The organism is Yoonia sp. R2331 (genome assembly GCF_041103235.1).
Classification (GTDB): Bacteria; Pseudomonadota; Alphaproteobacteria; order Rhodobacterales; family Rhodobacteraceae; genus CANMYO01.
In genome coordinates this window covers 2,282,813-2,301,067 of record NZ_JBGCUN010000001.1, presented here as the reverse complement: position 1 = coordinate 2,301,067, position 18,255 = coordinate 2,282,813, and the positions used below count along the sequence as shown (strand labels likewise).

Annotated in this window: 22 protein-coding genes; 7 read left to right on the top strand and 15 right to left on the bottom strand. The window is 59.5% G+C overall.

Going from position 1 to position 18,255, the window contains the following annotated elements:
* The first annotated feature begins 30 nt into the window (after window positions 1-30).
* From AB3Y40_RS11825 to AB3Y40_RS11815, 3 genes are all read left to right on the top strand, one after another.
* Window positions 31-1,059: an AraC family transcriptional regulator gene (locus tag AB3Y40_RS11825; RefSeq protein ID WP_369438992.1), complete on the top strand. Its 1,029-nt coding sequence runs from the start codon at window positions 31-33 to the stop codon at window positions 1,057-1,059.
* Between the two features lie 168 nt (window positions 1,060-1,227).
* The gene (locus tag AB3Y40_RS11820; RefSeq protein WP_369438991.1) at window positions 1,228-2,433 is read left to right on the top strand and encodes an acyl-CoA dehydrogenase family protein; all 1,206 of its coding nucleotides are present in this window, start codon (window positions 1,228-1,230) and stop codon (window positions 2,431-2,433) included.
* 516 nt (window positions 2,434-2,949) lie between these two features.
* Window positions 2,950-3,963, top strand: a complete 1,014-nt coding sequence (locus AB3Y40_RS11815; protein ID WP_369438990.1) for a LacI family DNA-binding transcriptional regulator — start codon at window positions 2,950-2,952, stop codon at window positions 3,961-3,963.
* A 97-nt stretch (window positions 3,964-4,060) separates the two neighbouring features.
* Here AB3Y40_RS11815 and AB3Y40_RS11810 read toward each other — a convergent pair whose 3' ends face one another.
* From AB3Y40_RS11810 to AB3Y40_RS11745, 14 genes are all read right to left on the bottom strand, one after another.
* A complete protein-coding gene (locus tag AB3Y40_RS11810; protein WP_369438989.1) occupies window positions 4,061-4,537 on the bottom strand; it encodes a CAP domain-containing protein in 477 nt (158 codons plus the stop codon).
* A 155-nt stretch (window positions 4,538-4,692) separates the two neighbouring features.
* On the bottom strand, window positions 4,693-5,136 hold the full coding sequence (dtd, locus tag AB3Y40_RS11805; RefSeq protein ID WP_369438988.1) for a D-aminoacyl-tRNA deacylase: 444 nt from the start codon (window positions 5,134-5,136) through the stop codon (window positions 4,693-4,695).
* Window positions 5,133-6,038, bottom strand: a complete 906-nt coding sequence (locus AB3Y40_RS11800; protein ID WP_369438987.1) for a carbohydrate kinase family protein — start codon at window positions 6,036-6,038, stop codon at window positions 5,133-5,135. The genes dtd and AB3Y40_RS11800 overlap by 4 nt, the downstream gene beginning before the upstream one ends.
* Window positions 6,039-6,057: 19 nt before the next feature.
* Window positions 6,058-7,149, bottom strand: coding sequence for a TFIIB-type zinc ribbon-containing protein (locus AB3Y40_RS11795; protein ID WP_369438986.1), 1,092 nt, complete (start codon window positions 7,147-7,149; stop codon window positions 6,058-6,060).
* A 30-nt stretch (window positions 7,150-7,179) separates the two neighbouring features.
* Window positions 7,180-7,746, bottom strand: a complete 567-nt coding sequence (locus AB3Y40_RS11790; RefSeq protein WP_369438985.1) for a cytochrome b/b6 domain-containing protein — start codon at window positions 7,744-7,746, stop codon at window positions 7,180-7,182.
* Between the two features lie 59 nt (window positions 7,747-7,805).
* A complete protein-coding gene (locus AB3Y40_RS11785; protein WP_369438984.1) occupies window positions 7,806-8,279 on the bottom strand; it encodes a GNAT family N-acetyltransferase in 474 nt (157 codons plus the stop codon).
* A gap of 15 nt (window positions 8,280-8,294) precedes the next feature.
* Window positions 8,295-9,386 (bottom strand): SPFH domain-containing protein, encoded by a 1,092-nt coding sequence (locus AB3Y40_RS11780; RefSeq protein WP_369438983.1) that lies wholly within the window; start codon window positions 9,384-9,386, stop codon window positions 8,295-8,297.
* Between the two features lie 20 nt (window positions 9,387-9,406).
* On the bottom strand, window positions 9,407-10,342 hold the full coding sequence (locus tag AB3Y40_RS11775) for a DUF2927 domain-containing protein (RefSeq protein WP_369438982.1): 936 nt from the start codon (window positions 10,340-10,342) through the stop codon (window positions 9,407-9,409).
* Between the two features lie 24 nt (window positions 10,343-10,366).
* Window positions 10,367-11,554, bottom strand: coding sequence for a toxic anion resistance protein (locus tag AB3Y40_RS11770; RefSeq protein ID WP_369438981.1), 1,188 nt, complete (start codon window positions 11,552-11,554; stop codon window positions 10,367-10,369).
* 12 nt (window positions 11,555-11,566) lie between these two features.
* Entirely contained in the window at window positions 11,567-12,436 is an 870-nt protein-coding gene (locus tag AB3Y40_RS11765; protein ID WP_369438980.1) for a 5-bromo-4-chloroindolyl phosphate hydrolysis family protein, read from the bottom strand.
* Complete coding sequence (locus tag AB3Y40_RS11760; RefSeq protein WP_369438979.1) at window positions 12,436-12,639, bottom strand: hypothetical protein; 204 nt, start codon at window positions 12,637-12,639, stop codon at window positions 12,436-12,438. The genes AB3Y40_RS11765 and AB3Y40_RS11760 overlap by 1 nt, the downstream gene beginning before the upstream one ends.
* A 44-nt stretch (window positions 12,640-12,683) precedes the next feature.
* Complete coding sequence (locus AB3Y40_RS11755) at window positions 12,684-13,529, bottom strand: TerC family protein (protein WP_369438978.1); 846 nt, start codon at window positions 13,527-13,529, stop codon at window positions 12,684-12,686.
* Window positions 13,530-13,682: 153 nt separating this feature from the next.
* A complete protein-coding gene (locus AB3Y40_RS11750; protein ID WP_369438977.1) occupies window positions 13,683-14,462 on the bottom strand; it encodes a pseudouridine synthase in 780 nt (259 codons plus the stop codon).
* A 9-nt stretch (window positions 14,463-14,471) separates the two neighbouring features.
* The gene (locus AB3Y40_RS11745) at window positions 14,472-15,254 is read right to left on the bottom strand and encodes a class I SAM-dependent methyltransferase (protein ID WP_369438976.1); all 783 of its coding nucleotides are present in this window, start codon (window positions 15,252-15,254) and stop codon (window positions 14,472-14,474) included.
* 63 nt (window positions 15,255-15,317) lie between these two features.
* Here AB3Y40_RS11745 and AB3Y40_RS11740 point away from each other — a divergent pair, with 63 nt between their 5' ends.
* Genes AB3Y40_RS11740 through AB3Y40_RS11730 form a run of 3 tightly spaced genes read left to right on the top strand, consistent with a single transcriptional unit; the run spans window position 15,318 to window position 16,848 of the window.
* Window positions 15,318-15,767: a nucleoside deaminase gene (locus AB3Y40_RS11740; protein ID WP_369438975.1), complete on the top strand. Its 450-nt coding sequence runs from the start codon at window positions 15,318-15,320 to the stop codon at window positions 15,765-15,767.
* A 56-nt stretch (window positions 15,768-15,823) separates the two neighbouring features.
* Window positions 15,824-16,447: a DUF5671 domain-containing protein gene (locus tag AB3Y40_RS11735; protein WP_369438974.1), complete on the top strand. Its 624-nt coding sequence runs from the start codon at window positions 15,824-15,826 to the stop codon at window positions 16,445-16,447.
* Window positions 16,444-16,848: a hypothetical protein gene (locus AB3Y40_RS11730; protein WP_369438973.1), complete on the top strand. Its 405-nt coding sequence runs from the start codon at window positions 16,444-16,446 to the stop codon at window positions 16,846-16,848. Before AB3Y40_RS11735 ends, AB3Y40_RS11730 begins: the two co-directional genes overlap by 4 nt.
* Here the strand turns inward: AB3Y40_RS11730 and AB3Y40_RS11725 are convergent.
* Window positions 16,835-17,524, bottom strand: coding sequence for a metal-dependent hydrolase (locus AB3Y40_RS11725; RefSeq protein WP_369438972.1), 690 nt, complete (start codon window positions 17,522-17,524; stop codon window positions 16,835-16,837). The two genes, AB3Y40_RS11730 and AB3Y40_RS11725, sit on opposite strands and share 14 nt — an antisense overlap.
* A 56-nt stretch (window positions 17,525-17,580) precedes the next feature.
* Between AB3Y40_RS11725 and AB3Y40_RS11720 the strand changes: the two genes are divergently transcribed.
* Window positions 17,581-18,237, top strand: a complete 657-nt coding sequence (locus AB3Y40_RS11720) for a ceramidase domain-containing protein (protein ID WP_369438971.1) — start codon at window positions 17,581-17,583, stop codon at window positions 18,235-18,237.
* The last annotated feature ends 18 nt before the right edge of the window (window positions 18,238-18,255 follow it).

Genomic DNA, 18,255 nt, shown 5'->3' with positions numbered 1-18,255 from the left:
GTGCCGCGCGATGATAAACACGGGCGCAGCATGATCAAAGATACATCGCCTCTGATATCGACGGTTTCAGGTCAATTTGTTGCCGATTGGCTAGATGCGCTGCGTCCTCTTTGTGCCGATGATCACTTTCATTCACTTTTGGATCGCGCAGATCTGCAACCGGACCATCATAATCCCCATGGCCGGGTGACGCTTGACCAGATCGTCCGACTTTACCAGTTGGCTGCCGTTGAAACGGGTGATGAGATGATGGGGCTTTGGTCACGTCCTATTCGCCCGCGGGCCCTGCAACACCTTCTGACCTCGGTTCGCGAAGCGACATCGCTGGCCTCTGCGCTGTACCGGTTTTCAACGTTTTGGAACCTGTTGTTGGATGACTATCAATGCGCACTGATCGAAACAGAGGATGCGTTGACGCTGAAGCTTAATCCGCAAGCGGACCATGCAGTCCAACGGTTTGGGCATATGCTGATCCTAAAGCTTGCCCACGGTCTGCTGTCCTGGCTAGCGCGGCATGAAGTGGCTGTCAAAGGCGTGGGCTTTGCCTTTGCGCGCCCGGACTTCGAAGAAGACTATGCTGTGATCTTTCCTTCGCAAGTCCAATTTGGCCAACCGGTCACATCGCTTTCGTTTTCGTTTGATGCCCTGGGGCCTGTTCAGGTGCGAAGTACGGCTGATTTGGACCGGTTTCTGGAAAAAGCACCGCGCGACTGGATCTTTACGCGATCCCAAGAACACACGCAGTCATTGCGCGTCCGCACCTACCTGAGCCAGGCAGGATGGGACAGTGCAAACCTGACCGAGGCAGCGAACGCCATGCACATGACGCCGCGCACGCTGATCCGAAAGTTAGAGGCCGACGGCACAACGTTTCAGGCGATCAAGGACGCCTTGCGCCGCGATATCGCGATCCGCCATTTGCAAACAGGGCTCTACTCGATCGAGGCCATCGCACATGAGGTCGGGTTCTCATCGGCGGCCAATTTGCACAAGGCATTTCAAAGATGGACCGGCAACACACCCAGTTCGTATCGGCGTAAACCATCCGTCGATGCATAGGGTTGTCACTTTTCGACAATAGGCTGTCATTTCGCGAGATGGCGAAAGAAGTCTCAAACTGTTAATTCATTGCTAGAAACGTCAATTCAACTTCATTGACCTGCAACTGTACCGCATTGCGGAAACGGCAAAATGCGACAGTGCGCGTCTCTCACAAGGAATAGCTCGATGTCAGATAAACTGGACACCATTCTCGCGGCCGCGCACGCGCACGCGATGGATGTCATCGCCCCAAACGTGGACGCGTGGAACGCTGCGAAGTCGTGGCCACGCGATGCATCGGATCAGGCAGGTGCTGCCGGTCTGACCGGGCTTTATGCGCCTGAAGAATGGGGCGGTCAGGGCTTGCCATTGTCTGAAGGCATTCAGGTTTACGAACAATTGGGTCTGGGCGACGGGGCTTATGCCTTTGCCCTGTCGATGCACAATATCTGCACCTTCGCAGGCTGCGGATACGGGACCGACGCGTTCAAGGCAAAATGGGCGCGTGACCTGACCTCGGGCCGCAAGCTGGCGAACTTCGCGTTGACAGAGCCGCAATCCGGCTCTGACCCAATGAAGATGTACACGCGCGCGCACATCAATGACGATGGCACGTGGACGATCAGTGGATCAAAGGCCTGGGTCAGTCTGGCGACCGAGGCGGATATCTACTTCACCGTCGTCAAAACCAGCGACGCACCGGGCCACAAAGACATGGCGATGATCGCCATTCCGGCAGATGCACCGGGGGTCAGCTTTGGCCCGCGCTATGATACCGCGTCCTACAACTTTCTGCCGTTGTCCGAGATGTACCTCGACAATGTTGTGGTCAGCGAAGACAACATCATTCTTCCCGTTGGTCAGGGCCTGCAAGGATCGCTGATGGCAATTGATATTGCGCGGGTTTCCATCGCGTCAGGGTGCTGTGGTCTTATGCAAGCGGCCCTTGATGCCGCACTTTCCTATTCAAAGAATCGGAAGATGTTTGGTGGGAAAAACCTCGATCTCGATGGGATTCAGTGGATGCTTGGTGAAGTGGCGACTGACCTGGAAGCGTCGAAGTTGCTCTACCGCAAAGCCGCCGAGGCGCTTGGCACCCCAGAAGGTCCCTTGATGGCTGCCCATGCAAAGCGGTTTGTGCCGGACGCAGCGGTGAAAGCTGCCAATACCTGCACGCAAGTTCTGGGTGGGATGGGGCTTTTGCAGCCCTATGGTTTGGATCGCCTGTCGCGTCTTGCGCAGATGCTTCGGATCGTCGACGGCACGACAGAGATCAGCCGCGTCGTCATCGGGCGCGCCCTTCAAAAGCGTGCAGCAACCTTGCCAGACCTGCCAGTACCCAAAGGGTTTGGCGAGACGGCGGAAGGCGCAGCCTCGGTTGCCGCCGAGTAATCGGCAGTCATTTGCGAAACGACTTTGCGGCCGCTCATCCTTTGTGATGGGCGGCCGTTTTGCGTCCGGCGGGGCCCACAACCTTCATGCAAATTGGTCAATGCCCAAAGCGCGGGGGGAGTGTCCGCCGATGCCCAGACTTAACAGATTGTCTAAGAAGAAGGGTGCTTTGACGATGTCTGACGGGGTGTGTGTGGAGAGTGTCAGACACCGCCAAAGCTGTATTCACGTGATGTCCAGAGTGTGGACCTGTGAGTAGTGATGTGATTACGTCAGACTGTGACGCAATGCAATCACGATATCTCTGCCCGCCAGTCTAAATTGGTCGTGCTAGTCATGCAAAAACCTGCATTGGTTGCGGCATTTCATCCTGTTTCCAGCGGAACCCGCTGACAATATGATTAAATCGTGATGCTTTTGTCTCAAATTTCCCCGCGACCCCCTATGCGTTCCATGTTTGAAGGGAACGTATCAGTTGCGCTGGGTTCGGTCTGACTGATGGCAAAAGGGGGGAGAATGACGAACAACCGGGCACGCATGGGTGATGTCGCCGCATTAAGCGGCCTCTCGCGGTCCACGGTCGACCGGGTTTTGAATGGTCGGGCCGGTGTCCGCGCGGAAACCGTGGCGCGGGTTGAGGCAGCAATGCGGTCTCTGGGCTATGCGCCTTCATCCCTGTCGGCCCGCAAGGTCGTTGCCCACAAGAACGTCGCACTTGTCCTGCCGGAAGGCACCAACCCGTTTTTTGATGTGGTCTTTCGCAGCGCGGGCCAAATCTCGGGCCTTGACGCTTTTGTCGGGCATACATTCCACAGCCACCGCTATGATACCTATGCACCGGACAGCGTGATCCCGGTGCTGCAATCGCTGCCACCCGAGACGGATGCGCTGGTAATTGTGGGTGTCGACAATGATGATGTGACCGATGCGCTCAGCGGGCTGAGCGCGCGCGGCGTGCGGGTGATCACCATCATCTCGGATGCCCCGCGCGCGCAGCGATTTGCTTATGTCGGACAGGATAATTTTGCCACCGGGTGCACCGCTGCACGCCTGCTGGCGACAATGATACCCCAAGGCGCGGGCGAAGTGGCACTTTTGCTGGGGCACCTGCAGTTTCGGCACCTGCTGGACCGCATGTCAGGTTTTCGTCAAACGCTGGGGTTGTCGCGCCCAGATCTGACCGTCATCCAGCCCGCAGCCTATGGCAGTGACCCGGCCATGACCGGCCAGGTCGTGGCAGAGCTTGCCGCGCGAGGTGATGCACTGCGCGGGGTCTATCTGGCCGGTGGGGGACAGCCGTCACTGATTGATGCCTTTGCCGATGGCTGTCCAGCACCGCTAAAGATTATCGGGCACGAGATAACACCCTATACCCGCAAGGCCTTGAATGAAGGACGTTTTCAGGCCGTATTGGCCCATGACATGGACCGTGTGATGCAGCAGGCGCTTGAAGTGGCTCTTGATCTCCGCAGCCCCGAAGACGTGCATTGCGCGATCAATATCTTCGTCCGTGACAACTTGCCGGACTAGGCACAGGACAACGTTTCCCTGCGCCGCTGGTGAAATACCTGCGACACATCGGTGGTTTCGCGGGCACCAGTCGATGCCGGATGAACGTGTATTCAGCCTAGCAGCCGCGCGCGACCACCAGCACCCAGTTTGGCCCTTTTGGCCCTTGGGTGATCGCCACACCGAACTCGGCGGCGCGGGGGTGCAGCATGTTGCTGCGGTGCCCGGCAGAATTCATCCAGCCAGAGATGATCTGCTGTGAAGTGGGATAGCCCCAGGCAAGGTTTTCAGCCACCAGACAGTCACGGTACCCGGCCTGACGCACACGCGCTTGGCTATTGGAACCATCGGTGCCGCGGTGCCCGAAGAACCCGTTTACGGCCATGTCGCAGGCATGTTTCATCGCGGCCTGAGACAGGCGGCGGTTGTAGGATAGGCTTGACTGGCCATAAGCGCGGCGGTTGGCGTTAACGCCTGCTGCGATCTCATTGGCCATGGCATTGACGTTGGGCGGGGTGACGCAGGCGTTTGATGCAGCCGCCGCACCGGCGGTCAGGGACAGGGCACAGGCGATCATCAGGGTGCGCAGAAACATGGGGCGGCCTTTCATCTGGTGCAGAACAGGCCTTAGAAGTGGCGCACAATTCCGGCAATCAGATGGCGCGCAGGGGTCACTGACGCGGCAATTCCCTGCCGTTTAAGGTGATGTTTCGGCTGATTGTCGCCAGTCGTGATGGGCGGCTGGTTGGCCTATTCGGCGGTGTCCAGCCAGACCGTGACCGGGCCGTCATTGGTCAGGCTCACAGCCATATCGGCCCCAAATGTGCCGGTTGCGGTGGGCACATCTAGGGCGGCCATATCCGCAACAAAGCGTTCATAAAGCGCGCGGCCCACGTCCGGCGGGGCCGCGCGTGAAAAGCCGGGGCGATTGCCGCGTGCGGTGTCGGCGGCCAGCGTGAACTGGCTGACGATCAGGGCGGACCCGCCCGTCTGGATCAGGCTTTGGTTCATCTTGCCCGCGTCATCGGCAAAGATACGCAGTTTGCTGATCTTGGACGCCAGCGGTGCGGTCACTGCATCGGTATCGTCCTGCATCGCGCAGACAAGGATCAAAAGGCCCGGCCCAATCTCTCCGATCACATTTCCATCGACGCGCACCGCAGCTGCGGTGACCCGTTGCAGCAATGCTCTCACAGTTCGGACTGCCAGGGCGGGTTGGCACCTGCGCGGCTGACAGTGATCGCAGCAGCCGCAGCGCCAAGCTTTGCCGCCTTCACAAGTTCATCCATCGCCGCCGTTTTAAGCGCGGGCTTGGTTAGCAGGCCGGCCCGGCGCAACCCGGCCAGAAAACCCGCATTGAAGGTATCGCCTGCGCCGACGGTATCGACGACCTGCGCCTTTTGCGCGGCCACATGGGCCTGACCGTCGCGGGTGTGGATCGTGACACCTTCGGCCCCACGTGTCAGCAGGATCACCCGCGCGGCGGTGGCCGCAAACAAGGCCGGGATGTCGTGCTGTCCGGTCAGCCAATCCAGATCTTCGTCACTGGTCTTGATGACATCTGCGGCAGCCATCATCGCAGACAGCCGAGCGCGATACGCGGCTTCGTCCTTGATGAACCCGGGCCGGATGTTGGGGTCAATCATCGTCAGCTTGCCGGGGGCTTCGCGCAGCATCAGCGCCTGATAGGCCGAGGCGCAGGGTTCTACCACCAAAGAGATGCCGCCAAAAAACAGTGCCTCTGCCGTGACATCGGGCAGGTCGGACACGGTCAGCATCCGTCCGGCGGTGTTTTCGTCGTAAAATGCGTACTCTGCATGTCCGTCGGTCAGTTTGACAAAGGCCAGCGTGGTGGGTCGGTCGCTCACGTGGCTGGGGCTGGCATCCACACCGCTGGCGGCCAGCCCCGCGCGCAGCACATCGCCAAACAGATCAGACGACAGACCGGTGAACATCTGCGCATCCTCGCCCAGCCGTCCCAGCGCAATTGCCGTGTTGAACACAGCACCACCCGCATGGGGCGCAAAGGCCGGTTCATCCGCCGTGCTTTGACGCGGCAGCATATCAATCAGGGCTTCACCACAGCACAGGATCATGTCGGCACCTCTCAGATGTTTATTGGCTGTTAGCGATAACAAAGCCCGCAATCAAGGCGATGATCAGGCCGAGTATGACGGCAAAGGTGATTTTCCAAGCCGAATAGGGCCGTTCGCCCTGCACCCGGCCTGTGCGCCCGTTGACGACAAAGCGGAATGTGCGGCCCCGGTATTTGTAGGCGGCGAGCCATACGGGCAGCAGCACGTGCTTGAACGTCACATCGCTGATCTGCGTGTTGACATTGCTGACCCGCTGCCGGTCACCGCCGATGTCATATTTGACGTCGCGCAGGATCATCCGGTCCATATAGGCGCGGGCCTGCGTGAATCCGTCGGCCAGTTCGATCTGATACCCCTCAGCCCGGAACCCGGCCAGGTATTCGGGGTTGTAGGGTTCAAGCTCTGACAAATCCCATGGTTCCAACCCGTCGGTGTATTTCTTGGGCAAGGATTGCGAGGCAAGCACGAGCACATCATCAAAGAACCGCGCAACCCGGCCCCGTGCGGCGCGCCAGCGGGTCTTGCGCACGCGCACCTGTTTACGCTTGCCGTTGCGGGTGACGGTCTTGGTTTCAAAGTAATCGTCGCCGCGCTGTCCGGTGTAGCTTGATTTGGTGTCTGCATCGAAGGTCCAGTAGGGCACATAGATGCCGTTCATCGCACGGCCCTTGCGCGCATAATCCTGCACCCCGCCCGGGGCAAACCATAGGCTGCCAAGCCAGCCGGTCAGAGCCGCGCGCGCCTGACCTTCGTCCAGCGCAAAGGGAAGCAAACCGCGCGGTTTGATATGGCGGTGTGTGCCGGTATCGGTGACCACGGGAGTTGCACAAAACGGGCATTCGGCGGCATGGGTGTCGGGGTCAAATTCAGTCGTGGCACTGCAATTGGGGCAGGTGACGACACGGGTCTCTTCAATCTCGGCCTCAGACAGGGTGTTGTTGACCGCGGCGCGAAAATCCAGCTCGCGCAGGCCGCCCGCCGCCACACGGTCGGTTTCAATCGCCTGGCTGTTGCCGCAATGGTCGCAAGTCAGTTGATCGGCACCGGGATCATACCGCAGATCGGACCCGCAGGTGTCGCAAGGAAAATGGTGGTCGGCCAGTGCTGTCATGCCGCATGGATAGCAAGCCCTGCGGGGTTGTCACAGGTATTTATGCAGTCTTTTTGGGGCCATGATCCGCAGGGCATTGTCGCGCACTGCCAGATGTCGCCAGATATGAAACCCCGCATGGATCGCAACGATCCCACCCAGAAGATAGAATTCGTAGATGTGAAATGTACCAATGATCTCATTGGCTTGCGGCAGGCCCAGCGGCGGCGCAATAGGTAGAAAGCCGCCCGCTTTCAACATCCGCTCTGACGTGAGCCCCAGCAGGAAACCGGTGATCGCCACACCAAAGAGGCCCCAGATGATCGCGGTGTTCAGGACCTTGTGCAGCACCCGGGCCTTTGGCCCCAGTTTTGGCCCCGGACGCCCAGCCAACCCTCTGCGGACATAGTCGGCCATCCAGATCAGCGACAAGGTGACAAAGACCAGCGCAAGGATGGAATGAAACTGAAACGCCATCGGGCCTATCGGCACCACATCTTCTGGCGTCACAACAATGAACCAGATCAACAGCGGGATCATCGCGGCATGCATTGCCTTGAGCCAGCTGCGGCGATGCGGCAGGCGCTGCATCACTCGCGCAAAAATGGATCCGGGCACTTTCATGTCAGAACACACGTCGCCCCTTTGCAAATAGTTTCAACCTCAGTCCGGTTGGGTCAATCCGGCCTAGACAGGGCTTTTGCCAAGACAACCTCGCCTTCGTCGATTTGTCCGGTTTTGGCATAGCCCGCGCGTTCGTAAAACGGGATCGCCGAACCCGACCCGGGCACAGCACTGGTCACGACTTTGATCCGGCCACGGTCGCGGGCGATCTGGTCAAAAAGACCAAGGGCGGCCGCCCCATGTCCGCGCTTTTGGTGCGCCTGATCAACCATGAAGCGCCACAGATACAGGCTGTCGGGCGTATCGCGCTCTTCCAGCTCTGCGTCGGGATGCGACATGTCTATGAACGCCATCAGACCGACCGGGGCGTCACCGTCGTAGATGCCATAAATCTCGGCGGCCTTGTCGAACATGGCTTGGGCAATCGTCACCGCATTGGGTGCAACAAAACCGGTTTGGTCGGGCCGCACCGCCAGATCAATCAGCGGTACGACCGTGTCAGCATCAATCTTGCGCACCGTTGTCATGACGGCCCTCGACCCTTATGCGCCCGGTGGCGGCGGTGGCATCACGGTGAAAAGCTGGGCAAGTTCGGCCACATCCTCTGCGGGTTGCCAGCCGTCCTGGCCCTGGGTCCAGACCATGCTGTCGCGTGTGAATTTGCCGTCCGTGACCATCCGGCCCAAAGCGGCCTTGGAAAACGGGCCTGTGACCTCTCCTGCGGCGGCGATATGCCAGACGTGTTCAACCGGCGGCGGTGGCGGTGGCGGCGGGGCCATAGACGGGGCGGCACCCCAAGGCCCTTGCGCCATCTGCATCCCCATGCCGGCACCCAGACCCATGCCCATCGCCTGACCCGTGCTTGACCCTTGCATGGTCATTGATTCCGCAGCCTTCCACTTGAGATGCTCATCCAAATTGCCAGCCAACCCGCGCGAGGTGCGGGCATCGAGCGCTTTTTCCACCGTTTCGGGCAGGCTGATGTTCTCGATATAAAGCTCTGGGATCGCCAGCCCGTATTCAGCGATTGTGCTGTCAATGGCGCTGGCGACATGCTTGCCCAGATCAGCCGTATTCGCCGCCATATCCAGCACTGGAATGCCCGACGCGGCGATGACGCGTGAGAATTCCTGCACGATGATGTTGCGGATCTGATAGCTGATTTCATCCATCGTGAATTCGCCATCGGTGCCGACGATTTCGCGCAGGAACACGGCCGGGTCGCGGACCTTGATGGTATATGTGCCAAAGGCGCGCAGCCGGGTTGGTCCAAACTCCGGGTCGCGGATCATGATCGGGTTCTTGGTCCCCCACTTGAGGTCCGAAAACCGCGTCGTGTTCACATAGTAGATTTCCGATTTGAACGGGCTTTTGAACCCGTGATCCCAATGCTGAAGCGTGGTCATAATCGGCATGTTGTTGGTCTCGAGCATATAGAGCCCGGGGCTGAACACATCCGCCAGCTGCCCTTCATGCACAAAGACCGCCGCTTGCCCCTCGCGCACGGTTAGCTTGGCGCCATACTTGATCTCATGGCCCTCGCGTTCAAACCGCCAGACCATCGTGTCGCGGGTGTCATCGGTCCAGTGAATGACGTCGATGAACTGGCCGGAAAGAAAATCCAAGATACCCATCGGGTCTCTCCTTTTTGTCGTTAGCTGGGGCCAGAGGCCATGATCTCGCGCGCGATCTGACGGGCGATAGGGGCGGCCTCTGCGGGGGCCATGCCGGTGCGCAGGCGCGGATCGTAAAGCATCTGCAGCAGCAATTCGTCATGATTGGTCAACAGGCCAAATTCTTCGTCATCGTTAAAGATCGACGGACGCGCCTGTGGGCTGTCGTTGGCAAGGCCGAGACCCTGCGCCAGTTCTTCGTGGATGCAAGAGGTCCGCAAAAGCGGGGGATGTTCGCCCCGGATCACCGCAACGGCCTTGGAATAGCTGGCCGTGCCACCCTCAGAAAACGCCACCACAATGCACAGCTGGTCGCGTGGCAGATTCAGGATGGCATTCAGCGAACCCGTTGAAATGCCTGGCACAATCTCGCGCAGGCGGTTGCCATATGCGCGGCGGTCATCTTCGTTCAGGATCAGCACGTGGAAATTGGGCGCGCTATCGCTCAGCCGGATGGACTGGCCCGTTACCCGCGCCAGACGCGCGGCATAAGACGAGACACTCGCCCGGTCGCGGATTCGCTGATCGGACGGCACAGAGGGGCCAAATTCGACCATCATGCGCACCGGCTGATCCCAGCGGCGGAGACGCGACAGCGTGGCTTGCGGACGCAGAAAATCACCGTCGGTGACATATTCATCAAATAGCGCAATGCGCACGAAATTCCGCGCCAGCATCGTATCGGTAAAGGCCGTGTCCTGCCCGCCGCCATCGCCGCGCAACAGCCCTTGGGCCAGCAGGTCGTTCTGCAGCCGGCGGTAGTACAGCGCCAGCGCCTCGCTTTCCGCACTTGGGGCAGGGGGCGCCGTTGTGGGCAGCACCCCGCGCGACTGCGGTCGCGGCTCTGGCGGGGCGGTGTTGGGCAGCTCTTCGGTGCAGGCGGCAAGGGTCGTCAGGGCCGCAAGACCCAGCGCCATCCAACCCTTGCGCAATCCCACCATTCAGCCAGCAGCCGTGCCGAGGTTGTCGCCGGTGCCGGTTTTTAGCGCCTTGGCGCTGGCCAGCGTGTCTTTCAACTCTTGCTCCATCTTTTGCAGATCAGCCTCGGCTTCGGCCCGTTTGCGCTTGCCTTCGTCTGCAATTTCAAGGCTTTCGTTGATCGTAGCGATCAGGTCGGCGTTGGCCTGTTTCACCGCGTTGATATCAAACACGCCACGTTCCATTTCGGTGCGGATTACCTTGTTGGCGTCGCGCAGGTTCTTGGCGTTGGCGGTCAAAAGCTCGTTCGTCAAATCATTAGCGTCGCGCACGGCCTCTGCTGCTTCTGCGCTGCGCTGGATGGTGACGGCTTGCGCCAGTTGCGTTTCCCACAGCGGCACGGTGTTCACGAGGGTGGAGTTGATCTTGGTCACCAGTGACTTGTCATTTTCCTGCACCAGCCGGATTGAAGGCAGGGATTGCATCGTCACCTGGCGGGTCAGTTTCAGGTCATGCACGCGGCGTTCCAGATCATCGCGGGCGGCACGGATGTCGCGCAATTCTTGCGCTTTCATCACGCCCTGTTCTTCGGGGGCGGCCTGCACCTCTGCTTCTTTTGCGGGGATTGTGGTGCTGTCCAACTCGGCCAGTTTGGCCTCACCCGCTGCGATATAAAGCGCCAGTTCATCGTAGAATTCCAGCGTCTTGTCATACAGCACGTCAAGGCTTTCGATGTCTTTCAGCAGCACATGTTCGTGGCGTAGCAGATCATCAGTGATATTGTCGATCTGGCCCTGAACGTCTTCAAAACGCGCAACAAATTTCGCCATCGGTGCCGCACGCCCCAATAGCCGTTCCCACCAGGACCGCTTGCGCCGCACGTCCAGCTCGCTGACAGAAAACCCGCGAATGGTGCTGACGATGTTGCGCAGGCTGTCACCGGCTGGGCCCACGTCCTTGTTGCGGACACCGGCCAGCATGGATTGGCTGATCTCTTGCAACTCGGCCTGTGCGCCGGACCCGAAACGGACGATGGAATTGGTGTCTTCCATGTCAATTTCGGCCATGCGCGTGGTGATCTCGGCGCTTGTGGGCGCGTCTGCGGCCTCTAACGTGATCAGGTCGCCCTTGGGCTCAGCCAGCACAACGGCTGTCACTTTTTCAACTTCGGCAAGTGCGGCCTGCGCCTTGGCTTGGATGGTCTCGGACATGTGGGTCCCCCTTTATTTCAGGCTTACGCCTTCACGCTGCAGCCGGTCGCGCAGCACTTTGATTTCAATATCCATATCACTGCGGTCATCGCGCAGCAGCTTTTCGGTTTTGGCGGCGAAATTCTGCTCAAGATCGTCCAGCAGCGCCGCATAGGATGCGCGCGCCTCTGGATCGGTTTTGCGCTGGGCAAGATCCACGAACTTCACCGTCGCATCGCGGGCGCCCATCAGATAGACGCCCAGAAACTTGCGCGCTCCGGTCAGATCACGCGGGTCTTCTTCGACCGTGCGGATCATCCGCCGCGCAGCAGATTGAAAGCCCGCCACACGCGTCTCCAACTTGCGGTCGCGCAGCAGCGCGATCTGGCCTTTCATGACCTCCAAATGCGCCTCGGCCTCTTCCACGACGCGGGCAACACGCTCTTGCTGGAAGGTGTCCACACCTTCCATACGCTTGTTTTTCAACGGATCAACGCCAAAGGCCGCAACATGCAGGGCAAGCGCGACCACGCCATAAAGCAATGATCCGAAAATTCCGCTATCGCCAACATAGGCGGCCAATGCCACGCCTGAACCCGTCAACGCGCTGGCCAGCATCTTGCGCGGAATGGCCGGGCGGCGCGCGACCTTGCGCGCATCATAGGCCGCTTCGGCACGCAACCCTTCGCGCAGCAACCACGCGGCCAGTGTCAGATCGGCGGCGGCCACCAGCCCCAGCGCCAGCGACACTGGACCATTTCCAAAGGCGGTAAAGGCCACGATCAGGCCTGGAATGAACAGTATGTTGGCGCGCGCGCCTGCTGCATCGACGCGGCGGTCGTCCACGCTTTCGCGGCCGTCGCCCTGACCGGGGCTATATTTGCCACCAAACTTCTGCGCCATCAGGCCGCACCCAGCCAGCCGGTCGCCACACCGAACATCAGCACGATCAGCAACACATAGGCGATGGTCGAAAAGGTCTTTGGCATCGTGTCCCCCACAGCCCCTTTATCTTGCGGCGAAATGGCGCGCAGCGCCAGCGCGATTGCAGACAACGCCACGGCAAAGGCCGCAACCAGCAACACCAGTAAGATCAGTCGCCCCATCGTGGCCCCCTTTCGGTGTCACAGATATGTGCGGCAGCTGCATATTATGAGTGCTTCTGCCGGGCCGAACGTTCCGCATTCAGCTTGCGGGAATAGCCCGATTGAATGATCTCGACCGCCACCAGCACCACAACCGAGAAGTAGAAGGTCGATTTCGACATTGGCACGATTTCCTGCCCAAAGATCTTGAGTGCCAGTTCCTTGGCTTCTTCGTGAGGTACGCCCATCGCCTCGACGCCGTGAACCGCAGCTTGCCCGGCTTCACCCAGTAGAACGACACCGACGATCAGCAATATGAATAGGCCAAGAACTTCGTACATGCGGTTGTTTTCAAGGAATTTTGTCACCCCGTCCGCCAGCAGTAGCATTGCCAGACCCGACAGCAGGATCGCCGTGGCAAGCACCGGGAAGACATCTGTGATCGCAAGGGCAGAGAGCACTGAATCAAACGAAAAGATCAGGTTCATGAAGACGATCAGCATGACCACCTGCACCGCTGATTTGCCGCCTTTCCCTTCGATATCGTGGCCCAGATGGTCCATCGACAGCATATGCGCGATTTCCTTGACGGCCGTGTACATGATGAATGCGCCGCCAAAGACAAAAACCACCGTTGCAAAGTTCACCGCCCCGGTAATCACCCCGTCCCAGGTGAAAGTGTAGAAAGGCTCTGACAGAGCGTCGATCAGGCTGATCATCACAAACAGCAGCACAACCCGCAGCGCCACAGCAATCAGGATCCCCCACATTCGCACCGCCTTTTGCTGTGCAACGGGCGCGCGTTTGCTTTCGATCGAGATGTAAAGAAGGTTGTCGAACCCCAGCACGGCTTGCAAAAAGCACAGCACAAGCAGGTTCATCGCGTTTTCCAGCGTCAGTAAGTCGGCCATAAATCCAGTCCCAATTGGCGTTTGGGCTAACATGCCGAACCCTGCGGGACGGGGCAAGGTTCAACCACCGGGGAATTTCCCCCTGCGCGAATTCGCCGGTGTCACGGTATTCGAAGATCGGGCGCAGAACAGCTTGAAATAGTTTTGGTGGGGCTAGTCGTTACGCCGCGGCGGTTTGCGCTTGCGCTCGGGCTTGGGCCGCGGGTCGATACCCAATTGATCGCGGACCACCCGGCGCTTGACCTCTTCTACTTCGCCGGCCTTCAACTCGCCCAGCTGAAAAGGCCCGTAAGAGACGCGGATCAGCCGGTTCACCACCGCGCCAATCGCCTCCATCGCGCGGCGAATCTCGCGGTTCTTGCCTTCGCGCAGGCTGATCGTCAGCCAGGCATTGGCCCCTACCTGCCGATCAAAGGTCACGACCATGGGCTGGTATTGCAACCCGTCCACGGTGATCCCTTGGCGCAAGAGGTCAAGTTTGGCCTCGGACGCGGTGCCCTTGATCCGCACGCGGTAGCGGCGCAGCCAGCCGGTGCTGGGCAGTTCCAACCGGCGCTTGACCTCGCCATCGTTGGTCAGCAGCAGCAACCCTTCGGAATTCAGGTCCAAGCGCCCGACGGACATCACGCGCGGCATATCTTCGGGCAGGGAGGCAAAGACCGTTGGGCGGTCCTTTTCGTCCCGCTCGGTCGTCACAAGGCCTGCAGGCTTGTGATAAAGCCAGATGCGCGGCGGCTCTGGCTCGCCCACAGGCTTGCCATCAGCGGTGATCTTGTCCGCAGGCGTGACGTTCAGCGCGGGGCTGTCGATCACCTTGCCGTTCACCGTGATCCGTCCGTCAGCGATCATGCGTTCGGCTTCGCGCCGGGACGCGATGCCCGCGCGCGACAGGACTTTGGCGATGCGGTCGCCCTTGGGTGTGTTGTCAGTCATGACAGGGCTTTAGGCCGCAGGATCATGCGGCGCAACGGGCTTTGTGCCCGCAACAGAGGTGGCACATCCGAAAAAGTGCCGTTTGAGCGTGACGTTCAGGCCCGCATCCCGCAGCGCGCCCTGCATTTGGCTGCAATCCCCAAAATTGCGCGTATAGGTTCCGATCATCGAAAAGTCCTGCGCGCCCCGCAGGAACAGCCGTTCAAGCAGGGGCAGGGCGCGGTCCAGGTAAATCCGGTAAAGCGGCCGCAGCAGCCAGCCCTTTGGGTCCGACGCCTCGATCATCGCAAAGCTGCCGCCGGGGCGCAGGATACGGGCCACCTGTTGCGCCAGAACCGCCTGCTGTGCGGCGTCAAAGGTTTTGAGCCCAAAGGTCGCCACTAGCATATCCGCACTGTTCTCCGGCAGATCGGTGTCCAGCGCATTCGCTTGCAGGTGGGTGATCTTGTCGGCACGGGTGCCGTGCAGGCGTTCCACCGCTTCGGTGTGCATCCGGGCCGAGATATCAATCGCCGTGATCCTCGCGCGGGGGAAGGCAGACAAAAGATGCGGCCAGACTTCACCCGTGCCAGCCATCAGATCAACAACTTGCGGGGCAGGTGTGGCGGGCTGCCCAACCTTGCCCGCGCTGATCCGGCTGATTTGTTGTTGTCCGATCAACCGCGCAACGCATTGTTTGCGCCAAAGCCAGACGAAACCAAAGGAACTGACCGCGCTCCAGTTGCGATACCGGGCAGAGCAGCGATCAAACAGGGATGCAACGTAGTCCGGATCGTAGATATCTTCAGTCATGGCGCAACATGCCCGCTTGATGTCGGGGGTTGCAAGTCGGCGTGTTGCGCGACACCAAAAGATATGACGTTTCGCAGTTACATGGATGTGGCCTTGTCAGAGGCGCGCGCCGCCGCCGCACGGGGCGAGGTGCCGGTGGGCGCCTGCGTGGTTCAGGACGGTCAGGTGATTGCCCAGGACGGCAACCGAACGCGCGCGCTGAATGATCCCACCGCCCATGCCGAGGTGTTGGTGATCCGTGCAGCCTGTACTGCATTGGGGCAGGAACGGCTGACCGGCTGCGATCTTTACGTGACGCTGGAACCTTGCCCGATGTGCGCCGCGGCCATCAGCAATGCCCGTATCGCGCGGCTGTATTATGGTGCCGCAGACCCCAAATCCGGTGGCGTGGCGCAGGGGCCACGGGTGTTCAGCCACCCGCAATGCCACCACGCGCCAGAGGTCTACGATGGTCTGGCCGCCGAAGACTGCGCGGCATTGCTCTTGTCCTTTTTCTCGGCTCGTCGAACTTGACTGAACTGCGTTCATGAACTATGTTCAATTTTGTTGTCGCGAAATAGGACCATGACATGTCATCAAAACAAGATCTCAAGGAATTTGTCGGCTCCGCGCTTAGCGCCGGTCAGTCCCGACCTGATATCAAAGCCGCGCTGACGCAGGCCGGTTGGTCCGCCGATGAGGTGAATGATGCCCTGTCTGCATGGTCGGACGTGGCGTTTTCGCAACCGGTGCCAAGCCCGCAGTCTGTGGTCTCCGCGCGGGATTTCTTTGTGCATGGGCTGACATTTGCGCTGCTCTTTGGTGCAGCCATCTATTTGAATTGGCTTTGCTTTTCGATCATCGACCTTGTTCTGGCAGATGACCACCTTCCAAGATGGACCGTGCGCTCTATCCGCAATGCCATCGCCGGTTTGATCGCCACAGCGCCGCTTTTCGCCTATCTGACCTACCGCGAGGGTCAGCTAGAGGCCGCAAACCCCGGTCGCAGCCGTTCGGTCATCCGCAACTGGCTGACCTATCTGACACTTTTGGCGACAGCTTTGACCTTCCTTGGCAATTTCGGCTGGACGCTCGCGCAGTTCCTGAACGGTGAGCTGACCGATGTCACGATCTTGCGGACCTTGGTGGTCGCAGCGATTTCAGGGTCCATTTTTCTGTTTTACCGGCGGCAGGTCGGGAAGGGCATGTCATGAAAAAGGTCTTAGGCATCACCATGGCCGGCGTGGCCATCGCGGCGATCGCCGTGGGGCTGTTTGTGGCCGGCGGGCCCGGTGCAGCGCGCGCCGAGAAACGCGACGAACAGCGCCATGCCGATCTGCGGATCATCACCCGCGCCCTCTATTGTTCGGGCGGCACAGCTCCTGACGCCGTGCCCACCAATGGCGAAAGCTACTGCGACTCAGTTTTTGCGATCAAAGAGGATATTTCAGACGCTTTGGAAGACGGCACATATCGCTACACCGGCTTGGATGAACGGCGCTACACCCTTTGCGCGGACTTCGAAAGCGGCTTACCTGCAAGTCATTACCGCTATAGCCATTCAGCCTTCGACGAAGACACCGGTTGTCTGACCGCCACCATCAAAAGTCGATAGGGGCCATCACCTCGGGAGTTTGCACATCAACACCCGGAAGCCCGTCAATCAGCGCCTGCGCCGATTGTTCGAGCAGCGGGAAGGTCTTGTAATGGCAGGGAATAACCGTCTTGAAGTTGAAATAGCGTTTGGCCGCATAGGCAGCGCCTTTCATTCCCATCGTGTAGTGGCCGCCTGCACACAGGATGCCGATGTCGGGCTGATAAAAATCGCCCATCCAGTCCATATCCGCCATGATGTCGGTGTCGCCCGACACATAGATCATGTGGCCTTCGCCCCCGATCATGAATCCACTTTCGGTGCCGCTGTAGATGACCCCGTCAGCAGTTGGCATGGATGACGAATGCACCGCATTGACCATCGACACTTTGGCGCCCGCACAGTCAATCGTCCCACCCTTGTTCCAGTCGACCACCGTATGGCCCATCGCTTCGATCACACCGGCCATTTCCGGGATACAGCAGACTGTTGCCTTTGTTTCGGCCGCGATGTCGCTGATTTCAGCGGTATGATCAAAATGCCCATGGGTCAGCAGGATATGCGTTGCGCCCGCCAAGGCCTCAGCCCGGCGATCATCAGGAAAAGAGGGGTTTCCTGCCAGCCAGGGGTCGATCAGCAACACCGCCCCTTCAATTTCGATGCGAAAACTTGCATGTCCCAACCATGTGATCTTCATGACGCGCCCTTTCGGTTCATGGGGGGCAGTGTAATGACCTGAGGGTAAGGGGCAAGATGAACTGGACCGATCAAGTTGACGGATACTGCGAACGGGTCGATCTGACGCTCTGGTCAGAGCCGATCAACGCGGTGACCAATCTTGCGTTCTTGATTGCCGCCGTGGTGATGTGGCGGCGCACTGCGGGGGTGATCCCAGCGCGGGTGCTCTGCGTGATCCTGTTTGCAATTGGCATCGGCAGCGGGCTTTTCCATACCCATGCGACTGTTTGGGCTGCCTTGACCGACGTAGCCCCCATCGGGCTTTTCATCCTGACCTACCTCTTTTTGGTGCACCGCGATGTGCTGGGCCTGCCGCTGTGGATCGCACTGATCGCCACGGCGCTTTTTGTGCCCTACGCGGCCATCGTCGTCCCTATCCTAGATCAGATCCCCTTCGTGCAAATCTCGAACTTCTACTGGACAGTGCCGATCCTGCTGGTGGCCTACGGGGTGGGCCTGCGCCGCACACAGCCTGAAACGGCGCGCGGTTTCATGATTGGTGCCGCGATCCTTGTGACCTCGATCATCATGCGGTCACTGGATGAAATCGTCTGCCCCAGCCTGTCGATTGGCACACATTTTCTGTGGCATATCCTGAATGCGATCATGCTGGGCTATATGATCCATGTTTACACCGCACATGTCCTTGCAGGTCGCTGGGCGCGGCGGTAAACGCGACAGCAGCAAAAA